Source organism: Paenibacillus marchantiophytorum (genome assembly GCF_014640555.1).
GTDB classification, from domain to species: Bacteria; Bacillota; Bacilli; order Paenibacillales; family NBRC-103111; genus Paenibacillus_E; species Paenibacillus_E marchantiophytorum.
On the sequence record NZ_BMHE01000043.1, the window covers coordinates 45,013 to 65,629 of the forward strand.

A 20,617-nucleotide genomic window follows, 5' to 3' on the forward strand; every position below is an offset into this window, starting at 1 on the left:
TAGGAACGAAATCGGCAAGGAGCTATCCGTTATGAGAACGTTGAGAGCACGCAATCCTTTTGTATCCCTATATGCAAGCAAGGCCACAATGGCTTGGTTAGTTGGAGCTTTGGTTGTTTCTCTAGTCATCGGCTATGGAAGCGCCACGTTAGGTCATGAGAACAAATCGCAAATTGCGATGCTGGCTATGCTGATCTTTCCAGCATTTATGCTCGCTTTATTGGATTCCCGCAAACTAATTCCCTACCTATTGCTGGTCTGGGTTGTCTGTCCCGAGATACGAAGATTTGAGGATTGGATGGAAGGGACCTATCATTCGGTATCTTTACTAAGTATTGCGCCGCTGTTGACAAGTGCTGTCGTTATCATTCCGATCCTATCGAAAATACATCTGTTAGAATCCGCGCTCAAACGCTTATTGATTTACTTTTGTATCGCCTTGTTGTATGGAAGCCTTATTGGGATGACCAAGAATGGGATGGGAACCTTTTATGACTTAGCTAACTATCTCATACCGATGCTGTTAATTCCTTATGCGGCCTTGAGTAATTTTGAGAAAAAGGATTTGGATCGCTTGTTGGTCGCCTTTTCCAATACAGCCATCCTCATTGCGGTCTACGGCATCATCCAATATATTGTGGTTCCACCATGGGATGCTTTTTGGATGAATCATGTGGAAATGACCTCGATCGGTCAGCCTTATCCGCTTGAAATTCGCGTGTTCTCGTTTCTGAATTCCCCTGGACCCGCTGGTATGTATATGGGAACAGCACTGGCGCCCATGATTCTGGAGAAAAGATGGCGGGGGCCGTTAGGGTGGATTGGCGTCATTCTCGTCACTGTAGGGTTATTAATTACTCTCGTTCGTTCCGCTTGGGTCATGCTGTTCATTGATATAGCCATCTACACAGCCGTATCGGCCGGAAAGCAGAAATGGAAATTGCTGGCTCAATTATCCGCTGTTATCGCTGCGATGTATTTCATTATTCCCAAACTTCCAGGTGCGCAGGGGCTTGTAGCTCGCTTGGACACAATGACTGCGATCCAAGATGATCATTCCTATAATGAAAGATTGGATTTCTTCCATACGGTGTTCCCCATGTTGTTTGCGAAGCCGCAGGGTCTAGGGCTGGGAAGCATTGGGGTTGGAACCAAGCTGAGCAATGATGGTGCGCTTGGTGAATATGGCATTTTTGATAATGGCTTTGTAGCGATTTTCCTAACATTCGGAATTATCGGGGGGATTTTATTCTTCTGGGGACTATGGCTTGTTATTAAGTATTTGATCTCCAAAAGAAAAGAAACCGGCGGTTTAAACCCCTATACACGGCTTGCTCTATCCGCCTTGGAGGGAAGTATCGTGTGTCTCGTTTTCGAGAATGGTTATACCGGCTTAAAAGGCTTTCTACTATGGTTGGTTGTTGGGATAGGGATTATGGCGCATCGCATGAACACGCAAGAAAGGAGGCAACGAACGGATGCAGCAACCGGTCGATTTAAAGATAATTCGCTCTAAACCGCTTCTAGGTATCATTAAGTCGTTCTATTCCAGTAAAGGTCATATGGCGAGTTCGATTAAAACGATGTTTTTCAGCGTGCTGATTCTATTGATTAACATGTTAACGGGCATCTTGACGGCACGATTTCTTGGACCTTCCGGCAGGGGGGAGCAAGCTGCTATGGTGTTGTGGTCTCAGTTTCTTGCCTTCAGCTTCACCTTTGGCATCCCTTCCGCGATTATTTACAACGTCAAGAAGAATATAAAAGATTCCGCCAAACTGTACACGACCGCTGTCCTGATGGGGCTGATGGCAGGTGTGCTGGCGCTCATCGTTGGGGTCCTGATTCTGCCGTACTGGCTCGGTACTTACTCACACAGCGTAGTTGTATTCTCACAATGGTCTATGCTGTTAGTTCCATTAATCGTGTTATCGCAAATTAATAACGCAATGATGCAAGTCAGAGGCGAGTACAAGTTATTCAACCGACTGCGGTTCCTGATTCCGCTTAGTACACTCATCATACTGGGAATTCTTATCGTGACCCAAATGATGACGCCATTCACATCGGCTGTTGCCTACTTAGCTCCTGCGCTGCCGTTTTATGTTTGGACAACGGCGCGTTTGCTGAAGCAGTATCGTTTTGAAATCAAGGATGCTTGGCAATCCTTCCGAACGTTGATTCGATATGGGATTGGGTCTTATGGCAATGATTTGATGGGCAATGTGTCTTACTACATCGATCAAATTGTCATTGTTGGTTTGTTGAATCCTGCTGAGCTTGGCTTATATGCCGTAGCTGTTAGCTTATCGCGTGTGGTGAATATCTTCTCGACTTCGATTATTGTCGTTTTGTTTCCCAAAGCATCTGGTTTGCCTAAGGATCAGGTTGTGGAAATGACCTTCCGTGTGTACCGGCTAAGCACTTGCATTGCGCTGTTTTGTTCACTCTGCATTATGCTCGTGGCACCACTCATTATGCCGCTTCTATATGGTTCGGATTTCAAAGAAGCCATTAGCGTCTTTCGTATGTTGCTGCTGGAAGTTTCCATATCCGGTGGAACGATGGTTCTGGCGCAGGCCTTCATGGCTTTGGGCAAGCCGAAAATCGTGACCATCCTGCAGGGAATTGGCTTACTAATCGTCATCCCGCTGCTGATGTTCTTAATCCCGAAATTTGGCTTGTTCGGAGCTGGTATCGCCATCTTATCCTCAGGCGTCTTACGCTTCTTATTTATTCTCATCAATGTGAAATTCACGTTAAAAACAAAACTGCCTAAATTATTCATAAATAAAGAGGATATCCGCTGGTTGCTCAAGGCAATATCGGCCAATAAAAGTAAACAGTCGGATTGAAATTGGGGGAAAGGGGCGAATCAAATGAGTCACCAACGTGACCTTGCGGGAAAGAATAGCCTCTCTGTTGTCATCATCGCGCAGAATGATGAATCAAGAATAGGCCGTGCAATTACTTCCTGCAAGTCGTTTGCAGACGAAATTGTTGTCATTGACGGGGGAAGCCAGGATGGAACTGTCCGTGTATCGGAACAATTAGGTTGTAAGGTATATACCAATGCATGGCCCGGTTACGCGAAGCAGCGTATTTATGGAAGTGATCGTGCCACCTATGATTGGATATTCGTCATCGATACGGATGAGGTAGTCAGCGAAACACTTGCGGCGGCCATTCGGGAACTAAAATTTGATTTGTCGGATACGAGTAAAGCCTACTCCGTCTTGCGCATTGGTGACTTTTTGGGACGTTGGATGGGGAAAGGAGAACGTTTGGTTCGGCTGTATAATCGGACAGAAATTCAGTATAGGGATAGTCTTGTACATGAAACTCCGGATGTGCAACAGGATCAAGTTTCCTTGCTGCCTGGCATCTTATGGCATTATGGCTTTCGCAGCATTCATGATCATATTCAAAGGTTCAATAAATATACGGATTTGGAAGCAGAAGGCGCTGTCGCACTGGGGAAGAGATTTAATTTGTTTCGCATGCTGGTGCGGCCGCCTTTGCGCTTTGTGCAGAAATACATTTTTCAAGGGTTATACAGAAAAGGAGTTCCGGGACTGGCTGTTGCGCTTTTCTGGGGCATGTATGAGTTTCTGGTTTGTTTAAAACAGTACGAATTGCAGTTAGCTCGCAAAAAAACGAAAAAGCCTGAGGGCGAACCCATTAAGGAGGGAAGTGCTTATGCGATTCAACAATAGCTTGCGAATTCTTTCTACCGGAATGGGATGGCCTTCTGCGCAGCCAGGTGGACTTAACACGTACTTCAAACATATTAATGAAGCTTTAGCTGAAAATCATGATCTGCAAGCTTTGGTTAGCAGCAGTGAGAAGCCTGTTGTGAAAGAAGGCCTTCAAGTCACGAATGTGGCCAAGACGCAGTTGAAACTGAGCAAGAGGCGTGATGCCTTTCGCCAGCATGCCGCTTGGCTGATGGACAATCAGGATGTGGATATCGTTTATTCCCATTTTGCCCCCTATAGTACTGGGGTTGCCATGGAGGCCAAACAACGCAATATACCGGTCGTAATGACTTTTCACGGTCCATGGAGTGAAGAGATTAAGCTTGAGGGCAAGGGCCTTAAACATTGGGTGAAAACCCGGATCGCCAAGAATATGGAGATGAAGGCCTACCGATTTGCCGATGCTTTCATCGTATTAAGTGAAACCTTTCGCGACATTCTTCATCAGAATTATCAAATTCCGCTTACAAAGATCCATATCGTACCAGGTGCCGCTGATATTGTTAGATTCCAGCCTTCCACCGAGCGTAAAGCAATACGAGAAAGACTTCATATAACAGAAGGAACAACAGCTGTATTGACGCTGCGAAGATTGGTCAATCGGATGGGTTTACTTCAACTTATCGATGCTTGGAAGGAGGTTGTACGTGAAGTGCCGGATACAGTACTTCTATTAGGCGGCAAGGGGCCGTTGAAAGAAGAATTGGAGAAGAAAATTGCCGAATACGGACTTGAGTCTCGTGTTCGACTCTTAGGGTATGTGCCGGATCATGAACTGGCAGATTACTATCAAGCCGCAGACCTGTTCGTTGTACCCTCGCAAGCCTTGGAGGGATTCGGATTGATCACGGTTGAAGCTATGGCGGCTGGTGTGCCGGTAATGGCTACCCCAGTCGGCGGCAATCGCGAAATTCTGCAGAAATTTCGCCCGGAGCTGCTGTTCGCAGGCAAAAGCAGCCAGGATATGGCGGCTGGCTTGATCCGCAGCTTGCGGAATCAAGATCAGTGGCCTACTGCCGAACAATGTAGAAATCATGTGCTGGAGAATTACACGTGGGAACGAGTGTCCGACCAAGTGGAAGTTATTTTCCGATCCGTCATTGATAATCATCTAATTGCTTATGGCCGCAACCGTTCTCCTCGGGTTCAGGCTGAACGAAAAGGAGGACATGAGAAGGATGTTGAAAATAGCGTATTTGGATCATACCGCTAGATGGAGCGGAGGCGAAGTTGCCTTATACAATTTAATTACGAATTTGGGGGAAGAAGTCAAACCCTTGGTCATTGTTGCGGAGGACGGGGCGCTAGTCCAGCGCTTGCGGGATAAAGGAATTGATGTCCGTGTGGTACCTCTGAGTGATAAAGTGAGGAACCGCAATCGCAATGCCGTCAATTTGGATGCTGTGTTCGGCGCGCTGGAACTCTTCACTTACGGCAAGCGAATCTCCAAGCTGCTGCGTGCGGAGCAGGTTGCCTGCGTGCATACGAATTCTTTGAAATCGGCGTTCTATGGCGCTGTGGCCGCTAAGTTTGCCGGCGTTCCGCTGATCTGGCATATCCGCGATCATATCGGTGTTCCGTATCTCAAGCCGATCGTTGCCCGTGCGATTCGGTTCCTGTCACGCATGCTGCCCAATGGCGTCATAGCAAACTCCAATTCAACGTTGGATGCTTTGCAATTGCCCAAATCGAAGAAAACGCTTGTCGTGTATTCGGCTTATGCCCAGCCATTGCGTGGACCGAATCGGATCAAGTCCGTTGATAGAAATACGAAGTCCTACGTCATCCTGCTAGTCGGTCGATTAGCGGAGTGGAAGGGTCAACATATTTTGCTGGAAGCTGCCAAGACGTTCTTGCACGATTCGCAAGTTGAGTTTTGGCTGGCAGGAGATGCTCTTTTCGGAGAGGATGACTACAAACAGCAGCTTTTGCAGCAAATGGCTGACAATCACTTATACAATGTCAAGTTGCTTGGTCATGTCGACGACATTCAAACCTTAATGCAGAAGGTTGATATTCTAGTTCATACGTCCATCACGCCGGAGCCCTTCGGCCAAGTCATTGTGGAAGGAATGGCAGCCGGTTTGCCAGTCATTGCTTCCAACGAAGGCGGTCCTCGGGAAACGGTCGTCCCTGGAGAAACAGGACTGCTCATCACACCAGGTGATCCCAAGCTGCTGGCCGAAGCGATTCGCTATCTGCTGGAGAATCCAGATGTGCGCAGTCGCATGAGCGAGAATGGTCTGAAACGTGTGGAACAACACTTTGTCATAGAAAAAACCGTTACCCAAATCACTCATTACTACGCCGGATTAATTGCTAATACGTAACTAATCCCCTAGTAAATAAAGGATGGATCAAATGAAAATAGCAATTGCGCATGATTATTTGGTTCAAATGGGCGGCGCTGAAAGAGTTGTCGAGGTCTTTCACCAAATGTTTCCGAATGCCCCCATCTATACAACCATGTTCAGCAGCCATCGATTGCTGGACGAGCTTCGAGATGCGGATATACGCGCCTCGTGGCTGCAGAAGATGCCTGGGGGGAAAAGTCACTTCAAAGAAATGCTTCCATTGTATCCATTTGCCATCAAGGATTTCGACTTCCGGGAATTTGATATTGTTCTAAGCTCCAGCAGCGCTTTCATGAAGAGCATCGAAGTCCCTAAGAGCACGTTCCATCTCTGTTATTGCCATACGCCTATGCGCTTTGCATGGGACTATGATACTTACATGGAGCGGCAAACGAAATCCAGTGTGATGAAAAAGCTGCTGAAAATTTACATTGACAGGTTGAAGCATTGGGATCAGAAAACGTCTGCTAACGTGAACCAATTTATTGCGAATTCTTCCGTCGTGAAGCATCGCATTCGGAATTACTATCAACGCGATGCTGACGTTATTTTCCCGCCGATTAATACCTCTCGGTTCCATAGTTCGAAGGAGATCGGGAATTACTACTTAATCGTGTCGCGCTTGGTCTCTTACAAACGAATTGACTTGGCTGTTGAGGCGTTTAATAAGAATGGTCTTCCGCTCTACATTGTTGGAGAAGGGCCGGATTCAGTCAGGCTCAAAGCCATGGCCAAAGCCAATGTTCATTTCATGGGAAGGCTGGAGGATCGTGTCGTGACCAAAATGATGGCCGAATGCCGCGCGCTTATTTTCCCAGGGGAAGAAGATTTCGGTATTACGCCTCTTGAAGCCAATGCAGCCGGCAGACCTGTAGTAGCTTACCAGGCGGGCGGAGCATTAGATACGATCGTGCCGCACGTGAATGGGGTGTTTTTCCAGCGGCAAGAGGTGGAGGATTTGCTTGGCGCAATTCGGGATGTGGAAAACCATGCTTGGGATGTCCAGCAAATTATTGGCCACGCTCAGAAGTTTGACGAAAAAACGTTCATGGATAAGTTGAAAACATATATGAGTACATCCTACCAACAATTTAGAGAGGGGCATTGATCGTATGAAAATAGCAGTCATCGGAACAGGGTATGTGGGGTTAGTATCCGGGGTTTGTTTTGCTGAAAAAGGCAATCATGTGATCTGTGTTGATCATGATAAGCAGAAGATTGAGAAATTGCAAAATCTGATATCGCCTATTTTTGAACCGGGGATCGAAGAGCTCATGGAAAGCAATCAAAAGGCAGGCCGCTTGTCGTTCACAACGGATCTTGCCCAGGCGGTTCGTCAATCGGAGCTTATTATTATCGCTGTAGGGACGCCATCCTTGCCGAATGGGGAAGCGGATCTTCAATATATCGAGCAAGCCGTGATAGAAATTGGCAAAGCGATGAATAGTTACAAAATCGTTGCTACCAAAAGTACCGTTCCAGTTGGAACCAATGAGCATATTCAAATGATTCTCGCGATGAATACGTTGGAATCCTTCGATGTGGTGTCGATTCCGGAGTTTCTGCGCGAAGGCTCTGCCATCCAGGATACACTTGAGCCAGATCGCATCGTGATTGGTTTGGATAATCTGACTTTGACCGAACCCTTGACCGAACTTCACAAGCCCTTCACGGATCAAATCTTCGTCACGAGCATTCGCAGCGCGGAAATGATCAAATATGCTTCGAACGCGTTCTTGGCAACGAAAATTTCGTTCATTAATGAAATATCCAATATCTGCGAGAAAGTTGGCGCTGATGTCACCGAAGTGGCGAAAGGCATGGGGCAAGATCGCCGAATCGGAGCTTCCTTCCTGAATGCTGGCATCGGCTACGGCGGTTCTTGCTTTCCGAAGGACACAGATGCTTTGATTCAAATTGCCGGCAATGTAGACTATGAATTCCAATTGTTGAAGTCAGTCGTTGAAGTGAATAAATCGCAAAGATATAAAATTATTACCAAACTAGAAGGTTCTCTCGGCAATTTGTCCGGTAAATTGATCGGGATTTGGGGATTGTCCTTCAAGCCGAACACAGACGACATCCGCTATGCTCCTTCGATTGAAATCGTAGAAACCTTGATTAGAGCAGGGGCACGTCTGAAGCTGTACGATCCGATCGCAATGGATAAATTCAGAGCCCATATCGACCATCCGGCCATTCAATGGTGCGAATCAGCGTTGGAAGCCGCTACCGGGGCAGACGCTGTCTGTTTACTGACCGACTGGGAAGAGTTCAAGACAGCTCCGCTGACACAGCTTATTTTCATCATGGAGAAGCCAATCTTGATTGATGGACGCAACGTATTCACACACGAGCAAATCGACGGAACGGGCATTCATTATTACTCTGTCGGAAGACCTGATCAGAAGCACGTCACTCGTCATAAAGCAGTTGTCTAAAGGCACGGAATCCTGCAACGAATTCCTATAAAACCGATTGGAGTGTGGTTTTCATGAAAATAGTTCTTCTTTCCGGCGGGTCAGGTAAACGGTTGTGGCCTTTGTCTAATGATTCAAGATCCAAGCAGTTTCTGAAGGTACTCGAAGACAAGGACGGTCGCAGTGAATCGATGGTACAACGCGTATGGAGGCAGCTTCGAGATAGTGGACTGGGTGACTCTGCCTATCTAGCGACCAATCGCTCGCAAGTTGAAATGCTCATGAGCCAATTAGGCAGCGACGCGCCATTGATTGTCGAGCCGGAACGCAGAGATACGTTCCCGGCGATTGCCCTCGCAGCGGCGTACCTCTACGATGTTGAAAGCCTTCCCCTGGATACGGTAGTCACCGTTATGCCGGTTGATCCTTATGTCGACGAAGCCTTTTTTCATAAAATAAAACAGTTGGAGCAAGTGCTCCAGGATACCGAATCGAATCTGGCCTTAATGGGCGTAGTCCCGACGGTTCCTTCGGAGAAATATGGCTATATTGTGCCATCGGAACAACGGCTTATGGGTTCAGAAGCGCTGTGGGTGAACCATTTTGCAGAGAAACCGAATCGCGAGCAAGCGGCAGCCTTAATTGAGCAAAAAGCGCTATGGAACTGCGGTGTCTTCGCTTTCCGTCTAGGTTATCTCATCGAGTTGATGGTAGAGAAAGGCGTGCCGCTCAAGTACGAGGAACTGCTCAAAAATTACAAAAAATTAAGTAAGATCAGTTTCGATTATGAAGTCGTTGAGAATGAATCGAGTATAGTGGTCGTGCCTTATGATGGCTACTGGAAAGATTTGGGTACTTGGAACACGCTCACAGAAGAAATGAGCCGTTCGCAGATCGGGACAGGCATCGTAACGGAGGATTCGTCCAATACGCATTTAATTAACGAACTGGATATCCCGGTTACGGTGATTGGCATTCAAGATGCTGTCATCGCGGTAAGTCCTGATGGCATCCTCGTCACCTCTAAAGCGGAAAGTCCGCGGATTAAAGAAGTGATGAATGCAATTGAGCAGCGCCCTATGTACGAAGAGCGCAGATGGGGACGTTACCGCGTCATTGATTACGTCAAGTACACGGAGGATAATGAAGTTTTGACAAAGCGCATTCTCGTGCGCGCAGGCAAGAATATTAGTTATCAACTGCATTATAAACGCAGTGAAGTGTGGACGATCGTTAGCGGTGTGGCGGACATTGTCATTAATGACAAACTCTATCAAGTGAAACCGGGGGATGTGGTACGGATTCCGGATGGAACGCGTCACAGTATTCGAGCCATAACGGATGTTGAATTCATCGAAGTTCAAAGCGGCTCTGAACTGGTGGAAGAAGATAATATCCGAATTTGTCTGGAATGGCACGATATTCCCCTTCATCAGTTTATTTAGCAGGTTGCAGACCCATAAATAGACCGCCTTCTATTCGAATTTGAATGGAGGGCGATTATTTATTTCGTCAGAAATCCGCATTTGGAAAAAACTTGAAAAACCCTTAAACTTACCTGATAAAAACTTAATATCTAACCTGTACGATAGAGATAGCACATAGGCTCGCCGTGCAAATCTATGGTTCGGGAGGTTTGATTATGTTGAAGAAATCCAAAAAGGTGGGTGTGCGAATAAAGGTGACTTCCTTGTTGTTTCTACTCTCATTATTATCACCGCATCTTTTGTTGCATCCAGATGTTTCGAATGCGGCAACAGTTCCGATTAATTCGCAAGCAACGCTGGAGGCGAAGGTCGTCCTACAGCAGCTATATGCGGTATCGGGGCTCAAAACGATTAGTGGTCAGCACGATTATTTGGAAAGTCCTGATGAATGGAATAACCGTGTGAAGGGGATTACTGGCAAATATCCGAGTATCCACGGTTACGAACTTGGAGCGATCATGAATCAGACTGCAAATGAGCAAGCTATGCAGCGCGAGAATGTTGTCAATAGCGCAATTGCCTGGCATGAGGCTGGGGGCTTAGTGACCATTTCTTATCATGAGAACATTCCTGGAACATGCTTATGCTGGGCGAATGTGAAGAAAGAAATGAGCCAGGCTGAATTCGATAAATACGTGACCCCTGGTACGCCGCAGTACAAGCAGTTGATAGCCGATTTGGACAAAACGGCAGTCTATTTAGGCAAGTTAAAGGATGCTGGCGTTCCTGTGTTATGGCGCCCCTATCATGAAAGCAACGGAGGCTGGTTCTGGTGGGGGAAGAAAACGAATTTCTCCGCGCTGTGGAATTTGATGTACGACCGTTTTGTTCAAGTGCATAAGTTAAATAATCTGTTGTGGGTATGGAGTCCCAATGCTCCCAATGCCTCATCAGATCCGTATAATGCCAGTTTTCCAGGGATATCCAAAGTAGATGTGTTGGCAGTTGATATCTATGACAATGATTATAATCCCGATTACTACAATAAAATTGTGGAATTAGCAGCAGGAAAACCAATCGCCATTGGCGAGAATGGAGAATTGCCTAGCCAAACGGTTCTTTCCAATCAATCCAAATGGGCGTATTTCATGACTTGGGGAAAAATGTTATCCGATAATAACGGACATGCTGAAATCTCTTCCTCTTATGCCAATCCACGGTTGTTAACGAGGGAGACATTCCTTAGTGATCTTCTGAATGCTATCGTTCCAGCACCATCAGCGGCACCGGCGCCGGCGCCCAAGCCGGGAACAGCACCCGTCGTGGCAAGGAATGGATTGCGCGGAGAATATTACGATAATAAAGATTTGACTGCATTGAAAGAGGTCAGGGAAGATCGGAAGATCGATTTCAATTGGTCGAATGCGGCGCCATTTCCTTCCATGCAGGCAGATACTTTCTCTGTTCGCTGGACGGGGAAGCTGAAACCCAAGTATACAGAAACGTATCAAATTTCAACCGTATCGGATGATGGTATTCGCGTGTGGGTGAATGGTGAATTGGTCATTGACAGTTGGTTCAATCAGAGCTGGGTGGAGCGAACAGGGAGTATTGCCTTACAAGCAGGAGTCCCTGTTGATTTCAAAGTGGAGTATTATGATAATACGAATGGCGCTGTTGCCAAAGTCAGCTGGGAGAGTCATTCCCAAACCAAACAATTGATTCCTGACGATGCCCTGTTTCTTCCTTGATGAATAAGCAGGAAACTACAGAAGATGGAGCGAGCAGGATGAACCCGAAATTCATAAGAGCTATGATCATACTCATCAGTTTTTTGATTTTATTGATTTTTACATCTGCATCCAATAGTCATGGTGTCGTTGCCAATAAGATTGCTGCGCTCAATGAGGTGAAGCCTGTGTCCGAGATGATCGGCAGCCAGCTATGGCGGCTAGGAAATCCCAATGATGCTGATGAGGAATTCAGCAAAGAGAGTAGCGCTTTAACGCATTACACCGTATCTGCGGATTCAAGTCAACCGCAAGATTTGAAATCGATACCGCAAGGACTGCGCAAATCGGTGAATCCAAGTTTTCAAGTTCAATTCCCACTGAGCGCGGTGCCCGCGCACGGTGTAGTGTTAAAAGTCCGCATCTTGGATGCTCATAAAGCGGTACCTCAAATGGCTGTATTTACGAATCAGCTTCTCTCGGGCATCGTTCAAATTGCCGGTGTAGGAGGGACGACCAGTTCGTTTCCATTTAAAAAAACGTATGAACTTTATATTCCCAAAGAGCAGCTTCAGCTTGGAGATAACGAGCTCAAATTCATGGCAACTGGGTGTTTATACTGTACGGCCGTTGAAGATAAGTATGTATGGTGGAAATGGGATTTTATCGAGTTGGATGCCTTGACGGAACCTGCCGCGGAACCGATTCATGGCAAATACGTTGAATCCGGCACGAAAGTCAGTAATTTATCCTTCTACTATGATGAGGGCGCGGTCAGACATTTGCCATATGTTTTAAAATGGTTGGGTATTGCCTACAGCGGCAACATCATGCGAGTAGATTGCGCGACTGATGTCCGGCAGGGCTGCTCAGCGATCAAAGCTTATTACGAAACGCTGCGCGATTACAACACACAAGCTGTAGCTTTGCACTTGCATACAGGAAATGTAAAGCTGCAGGAAGATGGCTCTTTACCGGCCGATGCCGAGAAAAAGCTGAAGGATTATGTAACAGCGTATGGGTCGATGTTTCAATACTACGAGATTGATAACGAGCCAGGCCTGTTTAATCGTTCCAAAGGTGTTAATCTAGCCATTGCCAATTGGCTCAAAGGTCATATCCCAGAGCTGGCGCCGCACTTGAAAACTGTTGCTCCAGGTTGGGCGTATGCGCCCAAATATGCGGTGCGGACTTGTCGCAATCAAGATGCCTCAGGCAGACAACAATGCGGAGAACCCGATGGTTGGGAAGGTGATCCCCAGCAGCGCCTCGAATTGGAGAAGGTGACCGATTTAACCAATGGTCATGCGTACGGCACCTCGTACTCCGAGAATAAGGGAGGGAGTTTGCTGGAAAATTTGCAAACGTTCGATGGGGCTGAGGACGGCTTGCCTAAGCAAATGCTCAATACCGAGTATGGGACATCGGATACGCATGTAGATAACCAAGCTTATGGCGCTGTGCAACCGAAAGCAGCCGTATTTGATCGAATCCTGAGAGCCCATATCGGCTTTGCGGATATGTTCATGCAGCATGCGGCTTTTTATCCGCAATATGCTCTGTTTGAGCCGAATATTGACTTAAACGGTCAGAATCCGGCAGAGATGAAGATTCATAAGAATTTGCCTGATACCGACTCCAGAGTCAGTATCATGAGAAGATTGAATCTGGCGTATGCCACACATGGCAGACCTCTCTCTTATGAGATTACGAATAAAACAGAGCTAAGTAATAAACTGGTCTATTTTCGCGGTGTAGATACCTCGAGCTTAGCGCCGCTGCCTGGTTCCAAAGGCACATCGAACAAACTCCTGCTTAATTTCGTGAATTTTGAAAATAGTGCACAAACGGTGCATGTCAAAGTTGCCATGCCAGAGGCTGGGCAATATGAAGGAGACCGATTCGGAAATGGGGACACCTATGAATCCGCTCGTACTTATGTGAGTCAACTGCAAGCTTCTCCAGAGCTTGAGTTCAAGGAGACGCTTGCTCCAGGTGAAGCAGTCCAGTATATCCTTACGCGGACTAAGGACGTGAAGCCCAAAGCGCCAAGTTGGGTAAAAGCCGTTTCGCAGCCCGATCATGCTATTGAAGTCAATTGGCTGGAATCGGAGGGCGCTCAAAGCTATGAAGTTTGGCGAAAAGAACGTGGCGCGACGAAGTATCAATTAGTCGCCAAAGAGGTGCCTGATCCGCATTGGACGGATATGAATACGGCAGTCGGCCAAACCTATGCCTATCAAATCCGCGTGACAGGCATGAAAGAAGCATCAGCTGAGGCGCTTGTGACCGTTACGGATGAAGCTGCGCTTAACCGCTCAGATTGGGTCATCACCAGCAGCTCCGGGAAACCGCAAAGCGCGATTGATAGTAATCCGTATAGCCGGTGGGATACAGCGAAAAATCAAGTGCCTGGTCAATTCATCCAAGTCGATATGAAAGAATCGTTTACGATCAGCCGGATCGAGCTGCAATCAGCGGGCTCGCCTAATGATTATCCGAGAAATTATGAAGTCTTCCTTTCAGCCGATGGGGTGAATTGGACAGCTTCCATTGCTTCTGGTGCGGGATCCACACAGACGAATATTACTTTTGAGCCGCATAACGCTAGATTTGTGAAGATCGTTCAGACGTCCAAAGCAGGCAATTATTGGTCCATTTACGATTTGCAGGTGTATGGGAAGAGGCGTGATTAAGAGAGGATTCTATGGTGGAATGACCGATGTTCGGCACTTTGTTGGTGCTGAGGTCGGTTATTTTTTTCATTTATGGCCGATAAGCAGGCTTCTCGAACAGATGAATAATTGACTAGCCTCCTTATCAGAGCTATCATTTAAGTAATGAATTTGTAAGTTGAAAGAGATTGGAGGTAGGCATCCACGGTGCAAAAGAAATTCAAAACAGCCGCTAGTCTCGCAGTCGCCGGCTATCTCATAAGTTTAATCACTTCTACTTTTATTCCAGGCGCAGTAAACTTGCTCATTCCTGCAGCCTTCTCGCTAGGCGGGGTGTTGGTTCTGAATCATCGTTCGACAACTTTGGATGAGCCAACCGTTCCGCCAAGGATCAATGACTCAAGCGACAACTCGCAATTGCCGATTCCTGATCGTACAGTTGAAGCCGCTGCTGAAGTGAGGACGGAGGAGGATTCCTTCTGGGGACCCGTCACCGAGTATATTCATGTGATTGAAGAAATGGTCATTTCAGAAGGCCAGAAAAGCAGCCTGGATGATGAGATTGTGGAGAAAACTCTTAGCTTGCTCGCCAGGGTAAGCCGTATTATTCCACAGTTAAAAGAACTGAATGACGGCAATATGAATCATAACATTCAACGATTAGTATTTAAAGATTTGAATGGCGCCATTAACCCGTTTCTTAAGCTGGGCGGTGAGGCCAAACGTTTGAATCGTCGGCTTTTGCTTAATGGTCTGAAAGATATTAATTCCAAACTCTCGGCCTATGTGGAGACAATTGAACAAAAAGACCTGATTGAATTGCAGACTCGCATGGATCTCATCCAGCAGCGTTATCGTTCTTCAGACTAACAAGGAGGTCATCAATCATGACAACACAATTGGTGCAATTGAAAGAAGCCGACATCATCAAGGTGGAACAAGAGGCGAAGCAGCTGCTTCAGAAAGTTTCAACAACAGATACCATGGAACTCGAAACACTGATGGATTCCATTGGACGAATGGGCTCCAAAACCATGGAGCAGGCCGGCCAATCGTTAGCGATGCTGGAGCGGCCCGTGAATGACTTAATGTCAGGAAAGCGTTCTGATGTTCAAAATAACATTTTGAAGCTGCGCGGTGAAATCGATTCCTTGAGCAAAAGCAAGCAGCTGGGCTTTTTTGAGAAAATCATGAAGAAGACGCCGCTTAAAAACTATATCTACAAATATCAATCCGTCAAAACAAATGTGAATGCCATTGTGCAATCTTTGCGCAACGGCAAAGAAACCTTGGAAGAAAATATGGCTTACATGAAGACTTTGAAACGAAACTCTCTCGAATCTGTTTACAATTTGCAGATGAGAATCGCGATGGGAGAGAACCTGAAGCAGCTTTTTGAACAAGAGATCGCCAAACCGGACAATGAGCATCGCAAAACGCATCTGGAAAGAGGCCTGCGCAAGGTCGTTACACGCATTCAATCCTTTCAAGAGATGATTATACTGTATCAACAAGCGATCGCTGGAACAGATATTATTAATGACAATAATGATAAACTCATCGATGCTGTGGATGCGACAATTGATAAAACGCAAAACCTGCTTACCGTTTCTGCGATGATTTCCATGGCTATTGACGATCAAGTTCAAACGATTGATGCCGTCAATGCTGCGAATTCTACGCTTAACAAAATGTTCGAAGAGAATTCGCGCTTGCTCAAAGAAACAACGCAAAGGACGAATGACTTGCTAGGCAAACCCGGTGTTCAGATGGAATCCATCGAACGTGGGATGACTGATCTATTTGCCGCCTTGGATTTGTTCGAGCAGTCGAATCGCACGATCATTCAATCTGCGACAGAACATACGAAGCGTCTTGGTTCTATCAGTCAGCAGATGACGCAGCGTTTGGGGTTAATGCCAGGCAATAAACCAAATGCGGAATTGAAAACTTCCGAATTGGACGAGCTGATGCAGTAAAAGGGAGGCGTTACAAGGATGAATTCCATTATGAATCGTATTGGAACCGTGTTTATTCCCGTAAGCAACATTGAAAATGCGCGTGATTGGTATTGCAAACTGCTAGGCTTGCCGGCTGATGGGGAAGTGCTGTTCGGACATCTGTATATCCTGCCGATGGAGGGTACAGGGATTGTGTTGGACAGTAAAATTTACCATGAGGATCGGCTGTACGAAACGCCAGCTTTCCATTTCAATACAACGAATATCGAAGCGGCATTCGAATTTCTCCAAGCAAGCGGCATTGAACTTGCCACAGGCATTGAGCATAATCAGTGGATTAACTTCAAGGATCCGGATGGGAATCTTTTAATGGTTTGCAGATGTTGAATGGGCTGGGCTCACAAGTAGATATTTACTTGTGGGTCAGCCCTTTTATTGTTTTTGTGCTTCATGGTTTGCCGACAAGCTTGTAGATGTTCGTAATTGTGTTAAAATGAGATAAATTGGTTATTTATGGAAGAAGGGTGGAGATGGGATGGACAAGAAGAAGCTTGCCGGCGAGCAAGCCGCAACCTATATCGAGGAGGGAATGATTCTAGGTTTGGGAACCGGTTCGACGGTATATTGGACGATTCAAAAACTAGGCGAGCTTGTAAAACAGGGACTTAAGATCAAGGGAATTCCAACTTCCAAGGCAACGGAACATCTGGCAAGAGAACTTGGCATTCCAATTCTAGATATTTCCGAAGTGCAGGAAATTGATTTGACGATTGATGGTGCAGACGAAGTGAATCCGGATTTCGCGCTTATCAAAGGTGGAGGCGGAGCCTTGTTTCGAGAGAAAATGGTGGCGTCGCTTTCCCGTCGTCTGCTTATTGTCGTTGATGACTCCAAAGTGGTGAGTACATTAGGGAAGTTTCCTTTGCCTGTTGAAGTCGTTCCTTTCGGTTGGGAAATCACAAGCCGCAATATCGCCAGATTGGGCTGCTCGCCCAAACTTCGCCTCCATACGGCAGGTCCTTTTATTACGGACAACGGAAACTATATCCTAGACTGTTATTTTACAGAGATACAGCATCCAGAGCTGCTAAATGAACAGCTGACTAAGATTATAGGTGTCGTTGAGACAGGGCTTTTTGTGAATATGGCGGAAATGATTATCGTCGGTGGGAATGACGGTGTTTCTGTAAAATCTACCCCCATGCAATCGGAGGCTGCCAATGAATAAATCAATCTTTCGAGCTCTTGGGGTTGGCACTCTGTTTATCTCTGCTTATTATGCTTACCAGATTAGTTGGGGCATGATCATGACCTTTCGTTATGCACCGGACTTCGCCAACACCACTGGATCGGTAGGTAATGCTCAAAGTAAAGTGGCATTCGGACAAGCGGCTAGTAATTGGCAGATAAGCCTTGAGTTAATTGGCATGATGGCTTTAGGCATGTGCATGTATTATTTGGTTCGTTATTTCAAAAAAGGCAAATGAGTTTAAAGGATTCTGCCAGCTTCCTTCAACATTTGTGAGGGCGTTTTACCCCGTACCTGCTTGAATTGTCGGCTGAAGAAGGAGAGATCGTTGTAGCCAAGTGCTTCCGCAACTTCGGTAACGTTCATGCCATTGTAGCGCAATAAATGCTCGGCGCGATCGATCCGCATTCTGATCAAGTATTGATCAAATGTAATGCCCATAATCTGTTTGAATTTAAGAGCGAAGTATCGAGGCGAGAGCTGAGCTTTCTCAGCTAGTGTTTCCACAGTGTGAAGAGTACCAGGAGATTGTTTGATTTGATAGGCGATTGAACGAATGACAGAACTTAGCCGATCTATATTAGGTTGATGTGTGTTTGACTCTTCCCGGCGAAGCTGCATGAGCAGCAAAGTTAACAGTAGCTTTGCTTCTGAATCATCTTCGCTTTCAGGAGTCATCATCGTTTCAACAAAATGGTTTAAATACGTTTCAAATAGGTATGTGTCTTGGACGATACGGTAGTAGACAGGAAGTTCGCTCGCCATCACCACTGGTAATGAGAAATGAATAAACGTGACAGTCAGTGGTTGCTGAGGATTGTGCTCAGCGAGCGTTCGGTCTCCGGGACGGAATAGAAAACAACTCCCTTTACTAATATCATAGGTATGATTGTGCAAGTTCATCGTTCCTTCCCCGCCCCAGGCATACCACAAATCATAATCGATTAAAGGTTGATGACGTGTATCCCATTTCCAGTTCTTTTCACAGGTTACCTTTCCTATATTGCTGTTGAGCTGTAGTTGAGCGGCTAGTTCTAACAGGATAGATCACCCTCTTCTTAGGTAGAAAAGTACCAATATTGTGTGGTTAAGTCTATTCATTTTAGCCTATTTACTCTTTAAGATAAAGGGAGTATCAGCAAGTCATCAAACTTATAGGTATTTGACAGGAGTGATTAGCATGCTTCATCCATTCATGGGAATTGAAGAGTGGGACCGAGTTGGTCTATCCGTGGAAGAGTCGGCAAGAAGGCTTCAAAGAATTGCTTATATGGATCGTGGTCTCATGCGTATGGAGGCCGGATTTATGATCGCCACGCCTGAATACGAAGTCAAGGGCGCCCTGTCAAGGATGGTATGGCAAGATGCCAGCCATCATGACGAACTGAGAAGCCGCTGCAAGCAGCTCAGAATGAGTGTAGTCGCCTTCGATAAATGCCAGGATGCGGCACTGAAAGAACTCTTGGATAGGTCACTGGAGGCCGAGTCGACATGGATCCGATTGAAGGTTCTATTCGAAGTGATCAAACCGGCGCAGATAGCGGCAATTCGATCTTATATGAGCCTGGCACAACCTTTGGTTGATGAGCCTACGCTAGCGCTGTTTAAACGGCAATTGCCGAAGAGAGAAGATCAAGTGGCTTGGGGAATTTCTACGATTGCTGAATTATCCCAAGCGGCGAAGGAAGACGAACTGGCGTATGCCGTGAAGTGGAAGGGTTATATGGAGGCGCTCCTTAGAGCAGCAGGGGGAATAGAGGGCACGGATAAGCGGGAAGAGATAGCGGAGGCGCTCATCTTGAAGACACGTCCTTTCGAAGTTCCCCAGCAAAGTACGCGCGACTCTCGATTCGTTTCTGCGATTAAGAAACATAAAGATCAGCATTTCGCTGATTCGGATCAGGGAAGGCTCGAACAGATGATGTTCACTCGTTTTTTTGAAATGTCACCAGCAGAAGGCGTGGCTTATGTGCATTTTACGACCGAAGGCAAGCCTTGGGCGTTCTATTACGATACGGCGCGTCATCTCTGGGACGAGGTCAGGCATGCGTGGTTTGGCGAAGCTGCGCTCCGCAAGAACGGTTACGATATTTATGAAGTTCCCAACTGGACTGGTTGGTACGATATGACTGCTCAGCTGTTCGAAAATGATGAAGCCTATACGCATCTGACCATTGCGATTGAGAAGGCAGCGATGAAATATCCCCCTGGCAAGCGAGAAGAATGGGAGTTTTGCCGGGATATCGCCAAGGATCCCTTGATGACGACCTTCCAGGATTTCGATTGGGCAGATGAGGTCGTTCATGCCAGCTTTGGCCAGAGATGGATCATCGATGAAGTCCATCACGGTGACAATAGAGCAGCGAAAGAAGCGGCGGCAGCTACCGTGACGAAGCGACTCGCCTATATGAAAAACTATGAGGACGACGCTCCTCAGAAGGCAAATCGGTTTGCTGGAGGGTACTGACTACTTGTGAATCAAACGCCCACCAATAAAGAAGAGGCTGTGCCAAAAGGTTATATAATTACCTTTTGGCACAGCCTCTTTTTTAAAAATAGCGCGCCTAGCCAAGCTAGGCACAACTAATTGATGAAAGTTCAACCGGGGTAAGAGCCAAGTCGCCTCGTAGCTGACAGGCAACTGGTGGAGAGATCCTAAGGCTGAAGCCCTGTGACAAAGTATCCCTGCAAGGGGAGCGAGCAAAACAGCAGGCCGTAACATGAAGTGAATCCTGCCGCGTCGTCAAAAAAGACCTGAAAAGGACAAGAGAGTGTCGAGCCTCGTGTATTTGGGCGAAGACCATGGAATGCGTGAAGCCCTTGGAAGTGCAGCGCAGAAGAACTCTCCGGCGTAAGGGGATCGGCATGCTGGGAAAGTTGTGTCTGGAACTAGGGAGATCCTCTCTCGCACGAGTTTTTTTTTTTTCTACGACAGTATAATTAACTAACCGTTCAATAAATCCCATTTTTGCTCTAAATCATTGAGGTAACCTTCGGTATTGCGATTAAATTTCTTGCGTAATATAACGCTGGTTAAACGCTG

General features: G+C 46.5%; 17 protein-coding genes. 16 read left to right on the forward strand and 1 reads right to left on the reverse strand.

From position 1 onward, the window contains the following. Positions 1-31: 31 nt before the first annotated feature. From IEY34_RS27855 to IEY34_RS27925, 15 genes are all read left to right on the forward strand, one after another. Positions 32-1,516 carry an O-antigen ligase family protein gene (locus IEY34_RS27855; RefSeq protein ID WP_189018206.1) on the forward strand — a complete coding sequence of 495 codons (1,485 nt, stop codon included), beginning with the start codon at positions 32-34 and terminating at the stop codon, positions 1,514-1,516. Next, complete coding sequence (locus tag IEY34_RS27860) at positions 1,479-2,855, forward strand: lipopolysaccharide biosynthesis protein (RefSeq protein ID WP_189018208.1); 1,377 nt, start codon at positions 1,479-1,481, stop codon at positions 2,853-2,855. The genes IEY34_RS27855 and IEY34_RS27860 overlap by 38 nt, the downstream gene beginning before the upstream one ends. A gap of 24 nt (positions 2,856-2,879) precedes the next feature. Next, complete coding sequence (locus IEY34_RS27865) at positions 2,880-3,716, forward strand: glycosyltransferase family 2 protein (protein ID WP_189018211.1); 837 nt, start codon at positions 2,880-2,882, stop codon at positions 3,714-3,716. Then, the gene (locus IEY34_RS27870; RefSeq protein ID WP_189018214.1) at positions 3,700-4,971 is read left to right on the forward strand and encodes a glycosyltransferase family 4 protein; all 1,272 of its coding nucleotides are present in this window, start codon (positions 3,700-3,702) and stop codon (positions 4,969-4,971) included. Before IEY34_RS27865 ends, IEY34_RS27870 begins: the two co-directional genes overlap by 17 nt. Then, entirely contained in the window at positions 4,937-6,088 is a 1,152-nt protein-coding gene (locus IEY34_RS27875; RefSeq protein WP_189018216.1) for a glycosyltransferase, read from the forward strand. The genes IEY34_RS27870 and IEY34_RS27875 overlap by 35 nt, the downstream gene beginning before the upstream one ends. Before the next feature lie 31 nt (positions 6,089-6,119). Beyond that, positions 6,120-7,220: a glycosyltransferase gene (locus tag IEY34_RS27880; RefSeq protein ID WP_189018220.1), complete on the forward strand. Its 1,101-nt coding sequence runs from the start codon at positions 6,120-6,122 to the stop codon at positions 7,218-7,220. A gap of 4 nt (positions 7,221-7,224) precedes the next feature. Beyond that, positions 7,225-8,553, forward strand: a complete 1,329-nt coding sequence (locus IEY34_RS27885) for a UDP-glucose dehydrogenase family protein (protein ID WP_189018223.1) — start codon at positions 7,225-7,227, stop codon at positions 8,551-8,553. 53 nt (positions 8,554-8,606) lie between these two features. Further along, complete coding sequence (locus tag IEY34_RS27890; RefSeq protein WP_189018226.1) at positions 8,607-9,977, forward strand: sugar phosphate nucleotidyltransferase; 1,371 nt, start codon at positions 8,607-8,609, stop codon at positions 9,975-9,977. 197 nt (positions 9,978-10,174) lie between these two features. Then, positions 10,175-11,710 (forward strand): glycosyl hydrolase, encoded by a 1,536-nt coding sequence (locus tag IEY34_RS27895; protein WP_189018229.1) that lies wholly within the window; start codon positions 10,175-10,177, stop codon positions 11,708-11,710. A gap of 38 nt (positions 11,711-11,748) precedes the next feature. Then, positions 11,749-14,385: a discoidin domain-containing protein gene (locus IEY34_RS27900; protein WP_229757884.1), complete on the forward strand. Its 2,637-nt coding sequence runs from the start codon at positions 11,749-11,751 to the stop codon at positions 14,383-14,385. A gap of 186 nt (positions 14,386-14,571) precedes the next feature. Continuing rightward, positions 14,572-15,234 (forward strand): hypothetical protein, encoded by a 663-nt coding sequence (locus IEY34_RS27905; protein WP_189018232.1) that lies wholly within the window; start codon positions 14,572-14,574, stop codon positions 15,232-15,234. A gap of 17 nt (positions 15,235-15,251) precedes the next feature. Then, positions 15,252-16,343: a toxic anion resistance protein gene (locus tag IEY34_RS27910; RefSeq protein WP_189018235.1), complete on the forward strand. Its 1,092-nt coding sequence runs from the start codon at positions 15,252-15,254 to the stop codon at positions 16,341-16,343. 18 nt (positions 16,344-16,361) lie between these two features. Beyond that, positions 16,362-16,712: a VOC family protein gene (locus IEY34_RS27915; protein WP_189018238.1), complete on the forward strand. Its 351-nt coding sequence runs from the start codon at positions 16,362-16,364 to the stop codon at positions 16,710-16,712. 148 nt (positions 16,713-16,860) lie between these two features. Beyond that, positions 16,861-17,553, forward strand: coding sequence for a ribose-5-phosphate isomerase RpiA (gene rpiA / locus IEY34_RS27920; protein ID WP_189018241.1), 693 nt, complete (start codon positions 16,861-16,863; stop codon positions 17,551-17,553). After that, complete coding sequence (locus tag IEY34_RS27925; protein ID WP_189018244.1) at positions 17,546-17,812, forward strand: hypothetical protein; 267 nt, start codon at positions 17,546-17,548, stop codon at positions 17,810-17,812. Before rpiA ends, IEY34_RS27925 begins: the two co-directional genes overlap by 8 nt. 2 nt (positions 17,813-17,814) lie before the next feature. Here IEY34_RS27925 and IEY34_RS27930 read toward each other — a convergent pair whose 3' ends face one another. Next, a complete protein-coding gene (locus tag IEY34_RS27930) occupies positions 17,815-18,618 on the reverse strand; it encodes a helix-turn-helix domain-containing protein (protein WP_189018262.1) in 804 nt (267 codons plus the stop codon). Between the two features lie 136 nt (positions 18,619-18,754). On the opposite strand from IEY34_RS27930, the gene IEY34_RS27935 reads away from it, so the two are divergent. Continuing rightward, complete coding sequence (locus tag IEY34_RS27935) at positions 18,755-20,041, forward strand: hypothetical protein (RefSeq protein ID WP_189018247.1); 1,287 nt, start codon at positions 18,755-18,757, stop codon at positions 20,039-20,041. Positions 20,042-20,617 lie beyond the last annotated feature (576 nt).

Excerpts from the sequence above, each read along its gene's own strand:
- IEY34_RS27855 (WP_189018206.1), top strand. The coding sequence starts at position 32 with ATGAGAACGTTGAGAGCACGCAATCCTTTTGTATCCCTATATGCAAGC.
- IEY34_RS27860 (WP_189018208.1), top strand. The coding sequence starts at position 1,479 with ATGCAGCAACCGGTCGATTTAAAGATAATTCGCTCTAAACCGCTTCTA.
- IEY34_RS27865 (WP_189018211.1), top strand. The coding sequence starts at position 2,880 with ATGAGTCACCAACGTGACCTTGCGGGAAAGAATAGCCTCTCTGTTGTC.
- IEY34_RS27870 (WP_189018214.1), top strand. The coding sequence starts at position 3,700 with ATGCGATTCAACAATAGCTTGCGAATTCTTTCTACCGGAATGGGATGG.
- IEY34_RS27875 (WP_189018216.1), top strand. The coding sequence starts at position 4,937 with ATGTTGAAAATAGCGTATTTGGATCATACCGCTAGATGGAGCGGAGGC.
- IEY34_RS27880 (WP_189018220.1), top strand. The coding sequence starts at position 6,120 with ATGAAAATAGCAATTGCGCATGATTATTTGGTTCAAATGGGCGGCGCT.
- IEY34_RS27885 (WP_189018223.1), top strand. The coding sequence starts at position 7,225 with ATGAAAATAGCAGTCATCGGAACAGGGTATGTGGGGTTAGTATCCGGG.
- IEY34_RS27890 (WP_189018226.1), top strand. The coding sequence starts at position 8,607 with ATGAAAATAGTTCTTCTTTCCGGCGGGTCAGGTAAACGGTTGTGGCCT.
- IEY34_RS27895 (WP_189018229.1), top strand. The coding sequence starts at position 10,175 with ATGTTGAAGAAATCCAAAAAGGTGGGTGTGCGAATAAAGGTGACTTCC.
- IEY34_RS27900 (WP_229757884.1), top strand. The coding sequence starts at position 11,749 with ATGAACCCGAAATTCATAAGAGCTATGATCATACTCATCAGTTTTTTG.
- IEY34_RS27910 (WP_189018235.1), top strand. The coding sequence starts at position 15,252 with ATGACAACACAATTGGTGCAATTGAAAGAAGCCGACATCATCAAGGTG.
- IEY34_RS27915 (WP_189018238.1), top strand. The coding sequence starts at position 16,362 with ATGAATTCCATTATGAATCGTATTGGAACCGTGTTTATTCCCGTAAGC.
- rpiA (WP_189018241.1), top strand. The coding sequence starts at position 16,861 with ATGGACAAGAAGAAGCTTGCCGGCGAGCAAGCCGCAACCTATATCGAG.
- IEY34_RS27925 (WP_189018244.1), top strand. The coding sequence starts at position 17,546 with ATGAATAAATCAATCTTTCGAGCTCTTGGGGTTGGCACTCTGTTTATC.
- IEY34_RS27935 (WP_189018247.1), top strand. The coding sequence starts at position 18,755 with ATGCTTCATCCATTCATGGGAATTGAAGAGTGGGACCGAGTTGGTCTA.